17 protein-coding genes are annotated in these 15,518 nt (G+C 62.7%); 7 read left to right on the forward strand and 10 right to left on the reverse strand.

From position 1 onward, the window contains the following. The first annotated feature begins 93 nt into the window (after window positions 1-93). The 3 genes from V6M87_RS23310 to V6M87_RS23320 all read left to right on the forward strand — a co-directional run bounded on the left by V6M87_RS23310 (window position 94) and on the right by V6M87_RS23320 (window position 3,108). Window positions 94-1,434, forward strand: coding sequence for an SGNH/GDSL hydrolase family protein (locus tag V6M87_RS23310; RefSeq protein WP_332879064.1), 1,341 nt, complete (start codon window positions 94-96; stop codon window positions 1,432-1,434). A gap of 64 nt (window positions 1,435-1,498) precedes the next feature. After that, window positions 1,499-2,182, forward strand: a complete 684-nt coding sequence (locus V6M87_RS23315; protein ID WP_332879065.1) for an OmpW/AlkL family protein — start codon at window positions 1,499-1,501, stop codon at window positions 2,180-2,182. 89 nt (window positions 2,183-2,271) lie between these two features. After that, window positions 2,272-3,108: a DUF4262 domain-containing protein gene (locus tag V6M87_RS23320; protein WP_332879066.1), complete on the forward strand. Its 837-nt coding sequence runs from the start codon at window positions 2,272-2,274 to the stop codon at window positions 3,106-3,108. Window positions 3,109-3,147: 39 nt separating this feature from the next. Here the strand turns inward: V6M87_RS23320 and V6M87_RS23325 are convergent, their stop codons facing one another. The 4 genes from V6M87_RS23325 to V6M87_RS23340 all read right to left on the reverse strand — a co-directional run bounded on the left by V6M87_RS23325 (window position 3,148) and on the right by V6M87_RS23340 (window position 6,922). Then, complete coding sequence (locus V6M87_RS23325; RefSeq protein WP_332879067.1) at window positions 3,148-4,203, reverse strand: DUF3667 domain-containing protein; 1,056 nt, start codon at window positions 4,201-4,203, stop codon at window positions 3,148-3,150. Window positions 4,204-4,323: 120 nt separating this feature from the next. Further along, window positions 4,324-5,202, reverse strand: a complete 879-nt coding sequence (locus V6M87_RS23330) for a PEP-CTERM sorting domain-containing protein (RefSeq protein WP_332879068.1) — start codon at window positions 5,200-5,202, stop codon at window positions 4,324-4,326. Beyond that, on the reverse strand, window positions 5,202-6,386 hold the full coding sequence (locus V6M87_RS23335; protein ID WP_332879069.1) for an acyl-CoA dehydrogenase: 1,185 nt from the start codon (window positions 6,384-6,386) through the stop codon (window positions 5,202-5,204). Before V6M87_RS23335 ends, V6M87_RS23330 begins: the two co-directional genes overlap by 1 nt. A 26-nt stretch (window positions 6,387-6,412) precedes the next feature. Next, window positions 6,413-6,922: a flavin reductase family protein gene (locus V6M87_RS23340; protein ID WP_332879070.1), complete on the reverse strand. Its 510-nt coding sequence runs from the start codon at window positions 6,920-6,922 to the stop codon at window positions 6,413-6,415. A gap of 117 nt (window positions 6,923-7,039) precedes the next feature. On the opposite strand from V6M87_RS23340, the gene msrA reads away from it, so the two are divergent. Further along, window positions 7,040-7,582, forward strand: a complete 543-nt coding sequence (gene msrA / locus V6M87_RS23345; RefSeq protein ID WP_332879071.1) for a peptide-methionine (S)-S-oxide reductase MsrA — start codon at window positions 7,040-7,042, stop codon at window positions 7,580-7,582. A 4-nt stretch (window positions 7,583-7,586) separates the two neighbouring features. On the opposite strand, the gene V6M87_RS23350 is transcribed toward msrA, so the two are convergent. Both V6M87_RS23350 and pdxH read right to left on the reverse strand, forming a co-directional pair. Beyond that, window positions 7,587-8,783 (reverse strand): cyclopropane-fatty-acyl-phospholipid synthase family protein, encoded by a 1,197-nt coding sequence (locus V6M87_RS23350; protein WP_332879072.1) that lies wholly within the window; start codon window positions 8,781-8,783, stop codon window positions 7,587-7,589. A gap of 51 nt (window positions 8,784-8,834) precedes the next feature. Beyond that, window positions 8,835-10,019, reverse strand: coding sequence for a pyridoxamine 5'-phosphate oxidase (pdxH, locus tag V6M87_RS23355; protein ID WP_332879073.1), 1,185 nt, complete (start codon window positions 10,017-10,019; stop codon window positions 8,835-8,837). A 90-nt stretch (window positions 10,020-10,109) separates the two neighbouring features. Here pdxH and tcdA point away from each other — a divergent pair, with 90 nt between their 5' ends. From tcdA to cysK, 3 genes are read left to right on the forward strand one after another with little or no spacing between them, the layout of a single operon-like run. Beyond that, entirely contained in the window at window positions 10,110-10,979 is an 870-nt protein-coding gene (gene tcdA / locus V6M87_RS23360) for a tRNA cyclic N6-threonylcarbamoyladenosine(37) synthase TcdA (RefSeq protein WP_332879074.1), read from the forward strand. A 28-nt stretch (window positions 10,980-11,007) separates the two neighbouring features. Beyond that, a complete protein-coding gene (locus tag V6M87_RS23365) occupies window positions 11,008-11,448 on the forward strand; it encodes an FKBP-type peptidyl-prolyl cis-trans isomerase (protein WP_332879075.1) in 441 nt (146 codons plus the stop codon). Window positions 11,449-11,479: 31 nt separating this feature from the next. After that, window positions 11,480-12,412: a cysteine synthase A gene (cysK, locus tag V6M87_RS23370; protein WP_332879076.1), complete on the forward strand. Its 933-nt coding sequence runs from the start codon at window positions 11,480-11,482 to the stop codon at window positions 12,410-12,412. Between the two features lie 21 nt (window positions 12,413-12,433). Here the strand turns inward: cysK and V6M87_RS23375 are convergent, their stop codons facing one another. The 4 genes from V6M87_RS23375 to V6M87_RS23390 form a co-directional block, all read right to left on the reverse strand. Further along, entirely contained in the window at window positions 12,434-13,381 is a 948-nt protein-coding gene (locus V6M87_RS23375; protein ID WP_332879077.1) for a cation diffusion facilitator family transporter, read from the reverse strand. Between the two features lie 78 nt (window positions 13,382-13,459). Next, window positions 13,460-13,906, reverse strand: coding sequence for a hypothetical protein (locus V6M87_RS23380; protein WP_332879078.1), 447 nt, complete (start codon window positions 13,904-13,906; stop codon window positions 13,460-13,462). 5 nt (window positions 13,907-13,911) lie between these two features. Continuing rightward, window positions 13,912-14,640 carry a hypothetical protein gene (locus V6M87_RS23385; protein ID WP_332879079.1) on the reverse strand — a complete coding sequence of 243 codons (729 nt, stop codon included), beginning with the start codon at window positions 14,638-14,640 and terminating at the stop codon, window positions 13,912-13,914. Between the two features lie 20 nt (window positions 14,641-14,660). Then, the gene (locus tag V6M87_RS23390; RefSeq protein ID WP_332879080.1) at window positions 14,661-15,491 is read right to left on the reverse strand and encodes a metallophosphoesterase family protein; all 831 of its coding nucleotides are present in this window, start codon (window positions 15,489-15,491) and stop codon (window positions 14,661-14,663) included. Window positions 15,492-15,518 lie beyond the last annotated feature (27 nt).

Raw genomic sequence — 15,518 nt, forward strand, 5'->3', positions numbered from 1 at the left:
ACAAGCGGTTTGAACACTGGCATATTAGTGGCGCGACGAATAGCACGGGCGTTCGTTTAAGTCAAAAAAATTATATTTATCCTAGGAGACACAATGCGTCATACCAAATTCGCCCTCGCGCTGCTGACAGCGGCCGTTCTGGCCGCTTGCGGCGGCACCGGCAGCTCCGGCGGCGATCAAACCCTCCGGACCAAATTCAGTGCCCAGATCACCTTTGGCGACAGCCTTTCCGACGTCGGCACCTACAACGTCGGCACCGTCAAGGCGCTGGGCGGCGGCAAGTTCACCATCAATGGCGACAACACTGCCACCAATCCTGCGCTGACCGGTAAAAACTACACCGAGCTGCTGGCTGCCCAATTCGGCCTGCCGGCGCCATGTCCTGCGCAAACCGGTCTCGACGGCCTGGCCAGCCAGGGCTTCGCGGTACCGGTCGTCAACAACGCCGGCTGCTACGGCTATGCCCAGGGCGGCTCCCGTGTGTCGAACCCGGTTGGCACCAGCAACAAGGCTACTGGTTCGGCACTGGGCGCACTGACGGTGCCTGTGTCCACCCAGATCGCGCGCCACCTGGTCATCAACGGCGGCAAGTTCGCCAGCGACCAGCTGGTCATCGTGATGGCTGGCGGTAACGACGTGCTGAACCTGCTGACCCAGTTGAAGGCTGACTCCACCGCCGCCGGTTCGAAGAAATTTGTCACCTCGCTGGTGACACGTCTGGCCGCCGGTTCGCCGAACCCGACCGCTGCTGGCCAGTCGATCGGCCTGGCGGCCCAGACCGCCGCTGCCGCCACCGGCGCGACCAGTACCACCATCGCGACGGAGGCGTTCAAGGCCGCTGCCGTGGCTGGTTATCCTGGCATCACGACACCGGAAGTGCAGCAAGCGATCGTCACTGCGGCCCAGGCTGACGGCGCCGCCGAAGGCGCCAAATTTGCCGCCGACACCGGTCCATCGCTGGTCGCATCGATGGCCGCCACCGGCGCCGAACTGGCCACCATGATCAAGACCCAGCTGGTTGCCAAGGGCGCCAACTACGTCGTGGTGAACAACGTGCCGGACGTGGCCAACACGCCATCGGGCAAGTCGAATAGCGCCTCGACGCAAACCCTGATCGCCGCGATGGTCGACGCTTTCAACGCGCAGCTGAAAGCCGGCGTCGCCAGCGAACCCAAAATCCTGCTGGTCGACGTGTACGCCATCAGCCACGACCAAGTCACCAATCCTGGTCCCTACGGCCTGACCAACACCAGCACGCCTGCGTGCGGCGCCAACAAGCTTGGCACCACCTCGCTGGTTTGCAACAGCACCAACGTGATTGCGGGTGACGTCAGCCACTACATGTTTGCCGATGATGTCCATCCGACGCCATTCGAATACTCGCTGCTGGCGAAGTACGTGGCCGAGCAGATGACGGTCAAGGGCTGGCTGTAAGCTGCAACGTGACGCGGCCCCGCTCGTGCGTGGGGCCGCATACTTATAAGAATCAGGAGAAAAAATGAAAGTACGTTTGCATAGCGCCGTCCAGGTGCTGCTCGCGATGGCTGCCCTGGGCGCTGCCGCCGGTGCATCGGCGCAATCGGCCGGTCAATGGACCGCCAAAGTCGGTATCAACACGATCACCCCGAAAGTAGAAAGCGGCAACATCACCGCCCCGGCCCTGCCGAATTCGAAAGCGGACATCGATCCGGATACCAAGCCGATTTTCGTGATCGGCTACAGCTTCACGGACAATATCGCCGCCGAGGTGAACCTGGGCCTGCCATATCGCCACAATATCAATGGCGCCGACGGCATCGCCGGCACCGGCAAGCTGGGTAGCGTCGAAGTGTTGCCGCCGACCGCGTTCGTGCAGTACCGCTTCTTCACGCCGGAAAGCAAGTTCCGTCCGTACGTGGGCGTCGGCGTGACCTACGCCTATTTCCAGAAAGCCCGCGGTTCGGGGCAGATGACGGCATTGACCAACATCGGCAGCAGCATTCCGACCACGTTCAAGGTGAAGAACAAGGTCGGCGGCGCCATCGAACTGGGCACCGCCTACAACATCAACGAGAAGTGGTACGTCGACCTCACGCTGATCAAGACATTCCTGAAAACCAAGGTCACTTTCTCGACCGGTCAGACCCAGGACATTCGCCTCGATCCACAGGCGATCAGCCTGGGCGTGGGTTACAAGTTTTAAGTTTCCCCTGCATGATCAAACCCGCTACGGCGGGTTTTTTTTGGTTTTCATCCTGTTACGCCGATAGGCTTGAAAAGAAACGGTTGCCCATGTCCGAGCACACGCACGACTTCCCCGATTGGCCGTTCAACGATGCAGTGAGCACGGCTGCTTTCTGCACCACCCATGTCGCGCAACGGCGCTTGCCGGTCTTGCGGGTGTCGCACGACAGCAACGGCGATTGGCAGTTCCTCGATGACAGTACGGAGGAGCCGGGCGAACCGGTGCTGCTATGCCTGGGATGCGTCCTCGAGTCCGACGCCACGCTGGCGCAGATCAGTGACCTGCCGCGCGGCTGGTGCGCCTTGCGCGAGACGGTTGGCGCGCGCTGGGAACGCTGGTGCAGCGATGAAGACGAGGATGAAGATGAAGCCGGCCATGAGCACGTGTGCGATACCGCTGCCGGCGAGCAAAAGGCGCTGGCCGATATCGAGAAGTTCGGCTTGCACATCATCAGTGTGATGGCCGACGGCGACGCGCCGCCATTTGCCTACTCGATCGGGATCGAGCGCTCACTGGGCCAGCCGGAACTGATCGTCATCGGGCTCAAGAGCGCCGTGGCGCACTACGCGATCAATGCGTGCTACCAGCAGATGCAAGCCGGCACGGTGATCGCGCCCGGCGTCGGTGTCACCGAGCTGCTGAGCGGCGACTTTACCTGCGTGATCGGTGCGGTCGATCCCGTGCACTTCAAGGAATACATGGGCTGGGCCTTGTGGCTTTACGAAGGCAACAATTTTCGTGCGCACCAGATCATTTTTCCGAGTACTGCCGGTGTATTGCCCTGGGAGCCAGAGGCAAGTACATGGTTCAGGAACTACCAGCCGCTGCTGGCCGATCGGCCAGCGCCAGCGTCCACAGGCACAGCAGCACCGCACGATTCTTGAAAACCATCGCCGCCCAGGACCAGTATCGTATGTGCCTGTTCAACCATGCCCGGCCACGCCGATCAACTCGGCGCACACCGTCAGCATCGCAATGACCAGCACATGGACGGTCAGCAGCACGCCCCATTTTGCGGCCGTGGCCAGGCGCGCGCCACCATACACGCGCCGCAGCGCCACCGGTAAATAGGCCAGCAGCCATACCAATGGCAGCAGTTGCAGGTAGTCCCAGAGAGACACCAGGCGCAGTTCATGTTGGACTGCGGCGATCACCAGCCAGGCGACATTTCCGGGCAGTGCCACCATCACGCTGGCCAGCAAAAACGCGAAGGCATTCGCATGCAGCGCAAACACCAGGTGTTCGCCATACTTGCGCCGGCTGCCACGGTAGAGCACTTTCAGATACACGGCAAACAGCGGCAGCGCGCCAATGAGCATGTACGGCAAATTCGCCAGGAAACCGTGGTTTAATTTGCGCGACTGCTGTTCCTGCGGCTCGGCCATGAATGCCTGCACATTCTGCATCCACGCCTGGTTGACGCTGCCAAGCAGCGCCAGCGCCGCGCGAATCTGCTCGGGCACCGACTGGTCGGACGGCGTTGTAAAATTGACCAGGGCGGTCGGGTCGTCGGCGCCGTCAAAGGCGCGCACATACGCCGTGGCGGTGCCCGTGCGGCCCGGCTTGACGGCGCTGGTAAAGGTGTGGGTGTAGCTGACACCATAGGCATTGTTTTTCAGTTGCAGCTGGGGCAATTCGACGCCGCACCACTTGATCATGGCAAACATAACCAGGCTGAGCGTCAAATACAGGCGCAGTGGCGCGATGGCTGGCAGTCGCCGGCCTTGCAGGTAATCGACCGTCAGCCGGCCTGGCATGAACAGCAGCTGTTTCAAGGTGCGCGCCAGCTTGCCTTCGAGCGCCACATAATGGCCGATGAACTCATGGACGAATTCGCCGGCACTGGGCAAATGGGGACGCAGCGTCTCGCCACAGGTGGCGCAGAAATTGCCGCTGGCATCGGCAAGGCAGCTGGGACAGTGCGTCGCAGGCCAGGATAAGGATGGATCAACGCGTACTGGGTGCAGCTTCGATGTCACGGCGCTTGCTCCTTGAAAATTACACCGGGGCAGGATCAAGGGATCCAGTTACCGGCTGTTTGTTATTTTCAGTCAATATCTGCGTTAATGCAATTCCTGATAAAAAACCGCCGTAGAGGCTTACTCAGGTGCGCCGGACTTTTCCGTCGCGAGTTGCTGCGCCGCGACATCCTGCAGGGCGCCGGCCGTTGCCACATCGATCCCGAGATCCTTCGCGATGCCTTCTCTGGCGCCCAGCGAGCGCGGATCGCGCCCGGTGACGTTGCCGAAGATTGTCAGCGCTTCCAGGTAATAGCCATACACGCTGGCGTGGTGTCCATCCGGCGCCCACAGGTTGACCTGGCCGTACGTGATGCCGTCGTAGGGATTGACATCAGCCAGGGCGGCAGCGAAGGCCCGGTTCCAGGCTTCGCCGACAGGAATCACGCTGCGGATCAGGGGCGAGGCGGCCTTGGCGGCGTTGTAGCCGCGCCGTACATCGAGCGCCATCTGGCCGATCGGTTTGCCATACCACGGACCCTGTTTCGTGTAGGCCTGGTCGGCGCGCGACCAGGTAGCGGTCAGGCGCACAACCACGTTCGGATTGGCGCGGTGGAATGCTTCGGCCAGCATGCCGGCGTACTTGACCAGGGTGGCCGGGTCGCCGGGTTTGTTTGCGTCGAGCGTACTGTAGCTTTGCAGGAGTACCACGTCGAAGGGCTTGACGATGGTGCTGAATTTGTCGCGGTAGTGCTGGTCGAGACCCGCACCCGCCACGGTCTCCAGGCTCACGTCGTACTGCAGACCGGCGGTCACGGTCATTGCCTTGAACAGGGCCGGGACGCCACCGATGCCGGAACCGTTTAGATCGGTGACGGTGTCGGGCCGGTAGCTTTTGACCAGAGGCGGCGCGCCGGCCGGGTCGCCATAGGTGTAGCTGTTGCCGACGAACAGGATCGAGGTGGCGCTGGCCGACAGGGAGACGGCCAGCAAAGTCATTGCGGCAAGGGTGCGCCGCATCAGAACGCGGCGATGCCGGTCTGCGCCCGACCCAGGATCAGTGCATGGATGTCGTGTGTGCCTTCGTAGGTGTTGACCACTTCCAGGTTGACCATGTGGCGGATCACACCGAATTCGTCGGAAATGCCGTTTCCGCCCAACATGTCGCGCGCGACCCGGGCGATGTCCAGCGCCTTGCCGCAGGAATTACGCTTCATCATCGAGGTGATTTCCGGCGCGGCGGTGCCGTCATCTTTCATGCGGCCCAGTTGCAAACAACCTTGCAGGCCGAGCGTGATTTCGGTCTGCATGTCGGCCAGTTTCTTCTGAATCAGCTGGTTGGCGGCCAGCGGTTTGCCGAATTGCTGGCGGTCCATGGTGTACTGGCGCGCGATGTGCCAGCACGCTTCGGCCGCGCCCAGCGCACCCCAGGCAATGCCGTAGCGCGCCGAGTTCAGGCAGGTGAACGGCCCTTTCAAACCACGCACGTCGGGGAAAGCATTTTCTTCCGGACAAAACACATTGTCCATCACGATTTCGCCGGTCACCGAAGCGCGCAGGCCGAACTTGCCGTGGATCGCGGGAGCGCTCAAACCGGCCATGCCCTTCTCGAGAACGAAGCCCCGAATTGCACCTTCGTCATCCTTGGCCCAGACCACGAACACGTCGGCCACCGGCGAATTGGTGATCCACATTTTCGCGCCGGTGAGCGCGTAGCCGCCTGCGACTTTTTTCGCGCGCGTGATCATCGAGCCGGGGTCGGAGCCGTGGTTCGGCTCGGTCAAACCGAAGCAGCCGATCCATTCACCGGTGGCCAGTTTCGGCAGATATTTCTGGCGCTGCGCTTCGGTGCCGAATTCATAAATCGGCACCATCACGAGCGACGACTGCACGCTGGCCATGGACCGGTAGCCGGAGTCGACCCGTTCGATTTCGCGCGCGATCAGGCCATAGCTGACGTAGTTCAGACCGGGGCCGCCGTATTCTTCGGGAATGGTCGGGCCGAGCAGGCCCAGTTCTCCCATTTCGCGGAAGATCGACGTGTCCATGCGCTCGTGGCGGAAGGCTTCCAGCACGCGCGGCTGCAGCTTGTCCTGGCAATACGCGGCGGCGGCTTCGCGCACCATGCGTTCGTCCTCCGTCAGCTGATTGTTCAGCAACAATGGGTCATCCCAGTGGAATTGGGCTTTGGCGGGGCGATTCATGTGGCGATCCTGGTCACTTGTGTGGGTTACTTGGCGGTGCTGCCGAACTGGCCGCCGTGAAACAACAGCGCAGCCTGCGGATGCACGGCGCATTCTTCGACTTCGCCAACAAAAATGACGTGGTCGCCTTCCGGATAGCGGCTGCGGTTGTGGCATTCGAACCACGCCGACACGCCCGCCAGGATGGGCTGGCCGGTGCGCGACAGTTCATACGGCACGTCGTCGAACGGGTTGGCGATGCTGCGCTTGGAAAAGCGCATGGCCAGATCCTGCTGTCCGCTTGACAGCACATTGATCACGTAGTGCGAATTGCCGGTGAAGATGGGCATGCTGCTGGCCGCACTGCCCAGGCTCCACAACACCAGCGGCGGATCGAGCGACACCGAGTTGAACGAACTGGCGGTGAGGCCACGGAAGGTGCCGTCGGCAAGCCGCGTGGTGATGATAGTCACCCCGGTGGCGAACTGCGACAGGGCCTGGCGGAAGTGGGCTGCGTCGAATGGACGTGTTTCAGCGCGTGGGGAACGAGTATGCATGCGAAGCATTATGCCACCTTGCCTTGCCCGACACAGCGAATGCCTGCCTTGCGCACAGACAAATCAGCGACATTTGCGGTACAGTGAACAAGGTGTGATTTCCCGACGAGGCAAGCGATGAATACGAATGCGGTCAACACCGAAGTGGCGATTCTTGGCGGCGGATGTTTTTGGTGCCTCCATGCTGTTTTCATGGAAATGCGCGGCATCCTGCAAGCCGAATCGGGTTACATGGGTGGCCATGATCCGCAGCCCAGCGACGAAGCGGTCGGCAGCGGCAGTACCGGTCACGCCGAAGTGGTGCGCCTGACCTTTGACCCGGCCGTGACGAGCTACCGCGACATTCTCGAAGTGTTTTTCACCATCCACGATCCCACCACCCTGAACCGCCAGGGCAATGACGTCGGCACCCAATACCGGTCGGTCATCTTTTACGAGAATGCCGCCCAGCAGGACACGGCGCGCCATGTGATGGCCGCAATGGCGTCGGTCTGGGATGGCCCCCTGGTCACCGAACTGGCGCCAGCTGCCACCTGGCACAAAGCCGAAGCAGCCCAGCAGGATTATTTCGTGCAGCACCCGTTTGAAGGGTACTGCGCCTTCGTCGTGGCGCCAAAGATCATGAAATTTCGTGAAACTTTTCCGTCTAAAACGAAATAATATTTCAGGTGTACATGCCGCGGCGCGACCATGCCATCTGCTCCGGCGACTGGCCCGCCTTGCCGCACACCACCTGGTACAAGCTGATCCAGTCATGTTGAAACGCATACGCGCAGCCGGCCAGGTAGAGCCGCCAGATACGAAAGCGCCTGGGGTCGGTCATGAAGGCAATCGAGGTTGCATTGCGCTCAAAATTCTCGTTCCATAACATGCAGGTGCGGGCATAGTGGCGACGCAGGTTTTCCACGTCGCGCACCTCGAGGCCACCCACCTGCATCGCTTTGACGACGCTCGACAAGTGCACCAGTTCCCCCTGCGGAAACACGTATTCGTCGATGAAGTCGCCGCCGCAGTACGGCGTGGCGCCGTTCTCGGCACGGGTCCTGGTGATGCCCTGATTCATGACCACGCCGCCCGGCGCCAGCAACGCCTGCACGCGGGTGAAATAGGCGTCCAGGTACTGCAGACCGACGTGCTCGAACATGCCAACACTGGTGATGCGGTCGAACGGTCCCTTGACGTCGCGGTAATCCTGCCGGCGGATCTCGACCAGGTGGTCCAGTCCCGCTTGCTTGACCCGCTCGCGCGCCAGCAGGCACTGGTTTTCGGACAAGGTGATGCCGACGCAGCGCACGCCAAACCGTCCGGCCGCGCGGATTGCCAGCGCGCCCCAGCCGCAGCCGATGTCGAGCAGCGTGTGGCCGGGCCGCAGGTCGAGCTTGCTCAGGATATGGTCGATCTTCTTGCTCTGCGCCGTGGCCAGGTCTTCGTCGCCGTTTTCAAAATAGGCGCACGAATACACCATCGCAGGATCGAGCCAGGCCCGATAAAAGTCGTTGGAGACGTCGTAGTGGAGGGGGACCGCTTCACGATCCTTGTGGCGCGTGTGGCGCGTGAAGCGCTGCAGCGGCGTTCTTTTTTTGGGGTTGAAACTGGTCGCCAGCGTGTTGGCCACGGCAATCATGTCGGCGCCGCGCCCGCGTACTTCGATGGCCCCTTCGACATAGGCCCGGCCCAGGCTGTAGGGCGAAGGCGAGAGCAGGTAGCGCAGGGTGGCCGGCTTGGGTAACCGGATGGTGACGCGCGGCGGCTCGCCCGACAAATCGATCTGGCGCCCGTTCCACAATTCGATGCGGACCGGGACCGTCAGTTTACTGCGCACGCCGGTGCTCCAGGCGCTCAGTTTCATCTCATTGAACATGACCACTTCCTTCACTTTTACAGGGAAAAGCAGGAGCGGCCGGCATCGCCCTTACGGTTGCAAGCGTTGCCGTGACCAGGTGCCGTCGGCCTGCCGCGTGTAGACGATGCGGTCATGGAAACGGGAACGCCGGCCTTGCCAGAATTCGATGTACTCGGGCACCAGACGGTAGCCGCCCCAGTTGCCGGGACGCGGTGGCTGCTCACCGTACTGGCTGGCCACTGCGTCGTAGTTGTGTTCGAGTGTGGCGCGGCTGTCGATGGGTGCGCTTTGCTGCGACGCCAGCGCCGCCAGCCGGCTTTTCAGGGGCCGCGTATGGAAATAGCTTTCGCTTTCTTCCGGATCGACGCGCTCGACGCGCCCTTCGATGCGCACTTGCCGCTCCAGCTCGCTCCAGAAAAACAGGATGGCCGCATGCGGGTTGGTGGCCAGTTCGACGCCCTTGCGGCTGGCGTAGTTGGTGAACCAGGTAAAGCCGCGTTCATCGAACTGTTTGATGAGGACGATGCGCGAACTGGGCTTGCCGTCGGCATCCACCGTGGCGACGTTCATCGCGTTCGGCTCGTTCACCTCGGCGTGCAGGGCTTCGTCGAACCAGCGCGTAAACTGGGCGACCGGGTCGTCCAGCACGTCGGCATCATCCAGGCTGGCCTGGCCGTAGTCCTTGCGCAAATCGGCCACGGCGCTGCCGGTGGCCTTTTTCGGTCGGGTATTGCGGCGCGCCCGCATGGCGTCGCCCAGTTGCGTCATTTGTACCGGGCTGAACAAACGCATTGCCATCGGCGCCAGTGTGCTTTCTTCGCGCACCATGTGGGCCGTGTAGGCCTCGATGAATTGCTGCGTGGCCGCTGTGGACAGCGACGCATCGGTGCCGCCGGCGATGGCGTGCAGATGCTCGCGCAATTGCACCCAGGTCGCGTCCATTTGCTGGTGCTGCTCGAGAATGACGGGCGCCAGCGCCTGCAGCGTTGCCGCATCCTCGCCCTGGGCGACGGCGCGCAGCATCGGGATCAGGTTTTCTTCTTCATCGGCGTGGTGCACCGGCGCGGCTTGATCGAAATACTTGATGACGGCGGCAGCCGCTTGCTGCGCCTGTTCGTCGGCGCCCGCTTCGGGCAGGTGGGCGAGCAATTTTTCCAGCGTCGCGAGTTGCTTGCGGATACGGTCGTGGCAGTGTTTCAGGAAGGCGATGGGACGGTCGAAACCGGGCGCGGCGTCAAGGATGGGGGTGGTCATGGTCGATTTTCCAGGCAGAGCAATAGTTCACCCATTGTAGAACCTCTGTGATGCCGCGTCCGGTTTGTTCCAAAGATATAAAATGCCGGAATGAATACCATCGATACCCAACTGGACACCGCCGACGCGGACATTGACTTTGAACGACGTTTCGGCGGCGTGGCGAGACTCTACGGTAAGAGTGCGCTGGAACGCTTCCGCGCGGCGCACGTTTGCGTCGTTGGCGTGGGCGGCGTGGGCTCCTGGATCGTCGAAGCGCTGGCGCGCACGGCGATTGGAAAACTCACCTTGATCGACCTCGATAACGTGGCCGAATCGAACATCAACCGCCAGATCCAGGCCTTGAGTTCGACCATCGGCCAGGCCAAGATCGCCGCGCTGAATGACCGCATCCGCGCCATCAATCCATTTTGCCAGGTGACGCTGGTGGAAGATTTCATTGAGCCGGACAACCTCGCTGAGCTGATCGGCAACCAGGGCTTTGATTACGTGGTCGACGCCATCGACGGCGCCGCGGCCAAGGCGGCGCTGGTAGCGTTTTGCCGCGACCATGCGATTCCCCTGGTGATGATCGGCAGCGCCGGCGGCCAGGTCGACCCGACCCGGATCGAAGTGCGCGACCTGGCCCGCACCGAGCAGGAACCGCTGCTGAAAAAAGTGCGCAAGCTGCTGCGCGCGCAGTACGGCTTTGCGCGCGGCGAAAAGGCGAAATACCATATCGACGCGGTGTTTTCGATGGAGCCGCTGCGCTACCCGGAAGACGACCCGTCCTGTTCCATCGACGGCGACGAGCGCCACAGCGTGACCGGCCTCAATTGTGCCGGCTTCGGCTCGAGCATGGTGGTCACCGCGACCTTCGGCATGGTGGCGGCCAGCCACGTGCTGAACCGGCTGGCGGCCAGCGTGGCGCCAGCACCCGCACCCGCGCTTGTCCCGGCGCCGGGCGACTTGTTATCATAGCCCGTCACTTTTACAGAAAGAGCATCCCATGATTCGTCGTACCCTCTTTGCCGCCATGCTGTTGTGCGGCGCTGGCGCCCAGGCCCAGGATGAAGCCCCGGCCCAGATCGTCTCTGCGACGCCGCAACTCCAGGTTCTCGAAGTGAAAGCCGGCACCGGTACGGAAGCGCAGATCGGCAAGACTGTCTACGTCAACTACACCGGCTGGCTGTTCAAACCGTTTGCCACCAAGCAGCACGGCAAGAAATTCGATTCATCGCTGGATGCCGGCCGCACCCCGATCGACTTCAAACTGGGTGCAGGGCGCGTCATCAAAGGTTGGGAGCAGGGCATTGCCGGCATGAAAGTGGGCGGCAAGCGCACGCTGGTCATTCCACCGAGCCTGGCCTACGGCGTGCGCGGCTCGCCGCCGGACATTCCACCAAATGCCGACCTGATTTTCGATGTGGAGTTGATGAAGGTGGAGTAAGGTAGGGTTTTCAGCAACGCGGGGGATCGGCATGAGAATTGCAAACGATGTCACGGAGTTGATTGGTAACACGCCACTGGTGCGCATCCGCAGCATGGCGACCGGCGTGGCGGCCGAGGTGGTCGCCAAGCTCGAGTTCTACAACCCGGCCCACAGCGTCAAGGACCGGATCGGGCTGGCCATGATCGAGGCGGCCGAAGCGGCCGGCCGCATCGGGCCCGACACGGTGATCGTCGAGCCCACCAGCGGCAACACCGGCATCGCGCTGGCCATGGTGTGCGCCGCGCGCGGCTACAAATGCAAGCTGGTCATGCCCGACACCATGAGCAATGAACGGCGCATGCTGCTGCGCGCCTACGGCGCCGAACTGGTGCTCACGCCCGGCAGCGAAGGCATGCTCGGCGCCATCGCCAGGGCCGAGCAGCTGGTCGAAGCCGATCCGCATTGCCTCATGCTGCAACAATTCAATAACCCCGCCAACCCCGACGTACACAGGCGCACGACTGCCGAGGAAATCTGGCGCGATACGGACGGGCGCGTCGATATCGTCGTGGCAGGCGTGGGCACCGGCGGCACCATCACGGGCGTTGGCGAAGTGCTCAAGGAGCGCAAGCCGGGCGTGCAGATCATTGCGGTCGAGCCGGCCGCGTCGCCGATGCTGTCCACTGGCGTGAAGGGACCGCATCCCTTGCAAGGTATCGGGGCCGGCTTCGTGCCCAAGGTGCTCAATACCGCGATTTACGACGAAATCGTTTGCGTGAGCAACGAGAACGCCTTTGCCGCGGCGCGTGCCGCGGCAAAGGATGAAGGCTTGCTGGTCGGGATTTCGTCCGGCGCGGCGCTGTGGGCCGCGTTGGAAGTCGGGCGCCGTCCCGAGAACGCGGGCAAATTGATCGTGGTGATCATCGCCTCGTTCGGGGAGCGGTATTTGAGTACGGCGCTGTTTGCCAATCTGGCCGGTTAGCCGGATCAGTGTGCCTTAGTGTTACACAGGATGCAAGGCACACCCATGATCCGTCGTCCCTTCTTCCACCTGCAGCGTGCAGTGCGCAATTTTAAAATCGTCGCGTAACTTCGCCCCGATCGCGTCCACGCGCGCGTCGCCTGGATAGCCGCCTGGCATGACCAGGTGCGCCGTCAGCGCGGTTTCGGTGGTGCTCATCGCCCAGATGTGCAAATCGTGCACTTCCGACACGCCTTCCTGCTTGCCCAGAAAGGCGCTCACTTCGGTGCTGTCGATACTCGGCGGCACGCCCGCCAGCACCAGTTGCACCGATTCGCGCAGCAGCGACCAGGTGCTGACCACGATGATCGCCACGATCACCAGGCTGACCGCCGGGTCGAGCCAGGCCCAGCCGGTGTACATGATGACGATCCCGGAAATCACCACGCCCAGCGAGATGGCGGCGTCGGCGGCCATGTGCTGGTAGGCGCCGCGGATATTCAGATCGCCCTTGCTGCCGGCCATGAACAGCCAGGCCGAAAAGCCGTTGACCGCCACGCCGATGGCGGCCACCACCGACACCGTCATGCCAGCCACCGCCGGCGGCGCCGAGAAGCGCTGCACGGCTTCCCAGGCAATCGCTCCGCATGCGAGCATCAGCAGCAGGGCATTGAGCAGGGCGGCCACGATCGACGAGCCGCGTAGTCCATAGGTGTAATTCTTGTTCGGCGCGCGTTTGGCCAGGATGGCGGCGCCCCAGGCCAGGGCCAGGCCCAGCACGTCGGACAGATTGTGGCCGGCGTCGGCCATCAGCGCCGTCGAGTTGGCGATGAAGCCGTAGACGAATTCAATGACGACGAACAGGGAGTTGATGCCGATGGCCAGCGCAAACGCGCGCCCGTGGTCGGTTGGCAAGGCGTGGTGGTGACCATGGCTGTGGCCGTGGTGACCATGATCGTGGTCGTGGTGGCTGTGATCGTGTGCTGACATACATGCTTTCAAAAGACGCTGCGTGAGCGGCCATGATAGAGCAAACTGGCATGTTGCATTTCAGCTGGCCTCACCAGTCTAGGGTTTGGCCATCTCGGCGGCGATGCTGGCGCGGGTTTTTTTGTCCAGCTTTTCGATTGCCGCCGTCAATTTTTCAGCGTCGCGCAGCGCCGTGGTTTGTGCCGCCGTCAAGGGCGTGGTCACCACCACCCGTTGCGGCGCCGGCCGAAACAACAGCACCTGCCCGATCAGCACCAGTACGGCGCCGAGCATGGCGGCGCCGCCCAGCACGGCCGGATGCTGGCGCTGGATGAGTGGCGCAGCAGCAGGCGCGGGTGCCCCACCCGGCTGCACCGGCAGCCCGGTAATCTGGCGACTTGCTTCATGCATCAGCGCAATGTGGCGTTCCACCGCTTCTTCCAGTACCGCTTCGTTCAGGGCGACCAGGGCGAACACCGGATCGTCGACATCGATGCGCACACCGGTTTTTTCGAACACCAGGTTGCGAAGTTTAGTCTGGTCCATGGCGCTTACCAGCTGACCTTGTCGAGCTGCTCGAACAGGTCGCGGAACACCACCTTGATGCGCTGTTTTTCCATGACATTGAACTTGTCGCTGGCGCGTACTTCTTCCATCGTCAATCGTGCGATGTTCATCTTCTTGATATCGGCGCCGAAGGTGTCGGCATTGCGCTGGCTGAGCACCACGCGGCCGACCACGCGCGCTGCGTACTCGGAGTAGGTCAGCGAGTCGGTGAATTGCTTGCCGCTGGCCGATTGCAACAGGCCAAAATGCTGGTTTTCCCACAACACCAGCGGGACCTTGGTCGCTTTCGCGGTGGTGGTGAAACCGGTGGCCGTGTCGTGCAAGGTGTCGCCGCCGCCGACGATCACGTGGATGTACACTTTTCGGCCCGCTTCCTTGAGCATGTCGAAGCAGTCGTTCTCCAGCAAATACGCCATCAGCGGCGAGAAGGTGTTGGCGCCGTTGTCAATGACGCAATTGCCCTCTTCTTCGAGCAGGTCGATCATCAGGGTGTCGAAGCGCTTCGGATCGATGGTGCGGGTATCGGTCATCACGGGCACGTGGCGCACGTTCATGGCCTTGTAGCGCGAGAAGGTCGGGTTTTCCTGGTCGGTGTCGTAGCAGCGCAGCGGCTGCGTGTCCTGGCCGGCCATCCACTGGGCCAGGATGGTCGACACCAGCGTCTTGCCGATGCCGCCTTTGCCCTGCAAAATGAAATGTACCGTGTTGTGCATCGTTGCTCCGAAGTTGATTGCTAATGACAGCTGGCCGTGCCGTGATCGGGCAAGGCGCCGTTGTCCGGCCCCGCGCGCGCGGCCGGCAGGAAGGTCCAGGCGTAGCCGTCGTCCATCAGGCGCACGCGCAGCACGCCGGTGACGTTGCTGTCACGCGCCTCGCTGTGCGGCTGGAAAAAAATGAACGGCGTCGCATAGGCGCCGCCCGTGCCGACCACGAACTGGCGCATGCCACGCGCCTGGTCGAGCTTGCCGTTGGCGTCTTGCGGCGCAAACCGCTCATATTCATGGTCGTGCCCGGACAGCACCAGTTCGGCGCCGGCGTCGTACAACAGTTGCCACGCCGCGCGCATGCGCCGGTCCGGACGATGCCCACCAGAACTATACAGGGGCACGTGCCAGTACGCGAGGGTGCAGCGTGCGGGATGGCGCGCCAGGTCGTCTTTCAGCCACGCCAGCTGGGCCTCGGCCGCGGCGCCGGTGACCTGGCTGTTCAGGGAAATCACGTGCCAGCTGCCCAGTTCGACGCTGTAGTGGCCGGGTCCGGCGCGCGCGCCGAAATAGTCGAAATACGCTTGGGCGCCGGGCGTGGCGTACTCGTGGTTACCGGGCGTGGGCCAGGTGCGCTCCTTGAAGCGGCCCCAGGTGGGCTCGTAGCAGGCGCTAAATTCGCCCGCGGCGCCAACCGGGTAGGTGTGGTCGCCCAGGGTCAGCACCGCGGCGTTCCTGTCCTGGGCCAGCGCGCCGGCCACCAGGTCGGCGCTGCCGGCCGCGCCCGACCAGCGCGGATCCCGGCCGGCGCAGCGGGCGATGTCGCCGGCTGCGTAGATGGTATACGTGGTCGCGCTCACGGGCGCCGCGCCGATCAGCCAGGCGGC

This window comes from Massilia sp. S19_KUP03_FR1, assembly GCF_036688685.1.
Classification (GTDB): domain Bacteria; phylum Pseudomonadota; class Gammaproteobacteria; order Burkholderiales; family Burkholderiaceae_D; genus JALYUM01.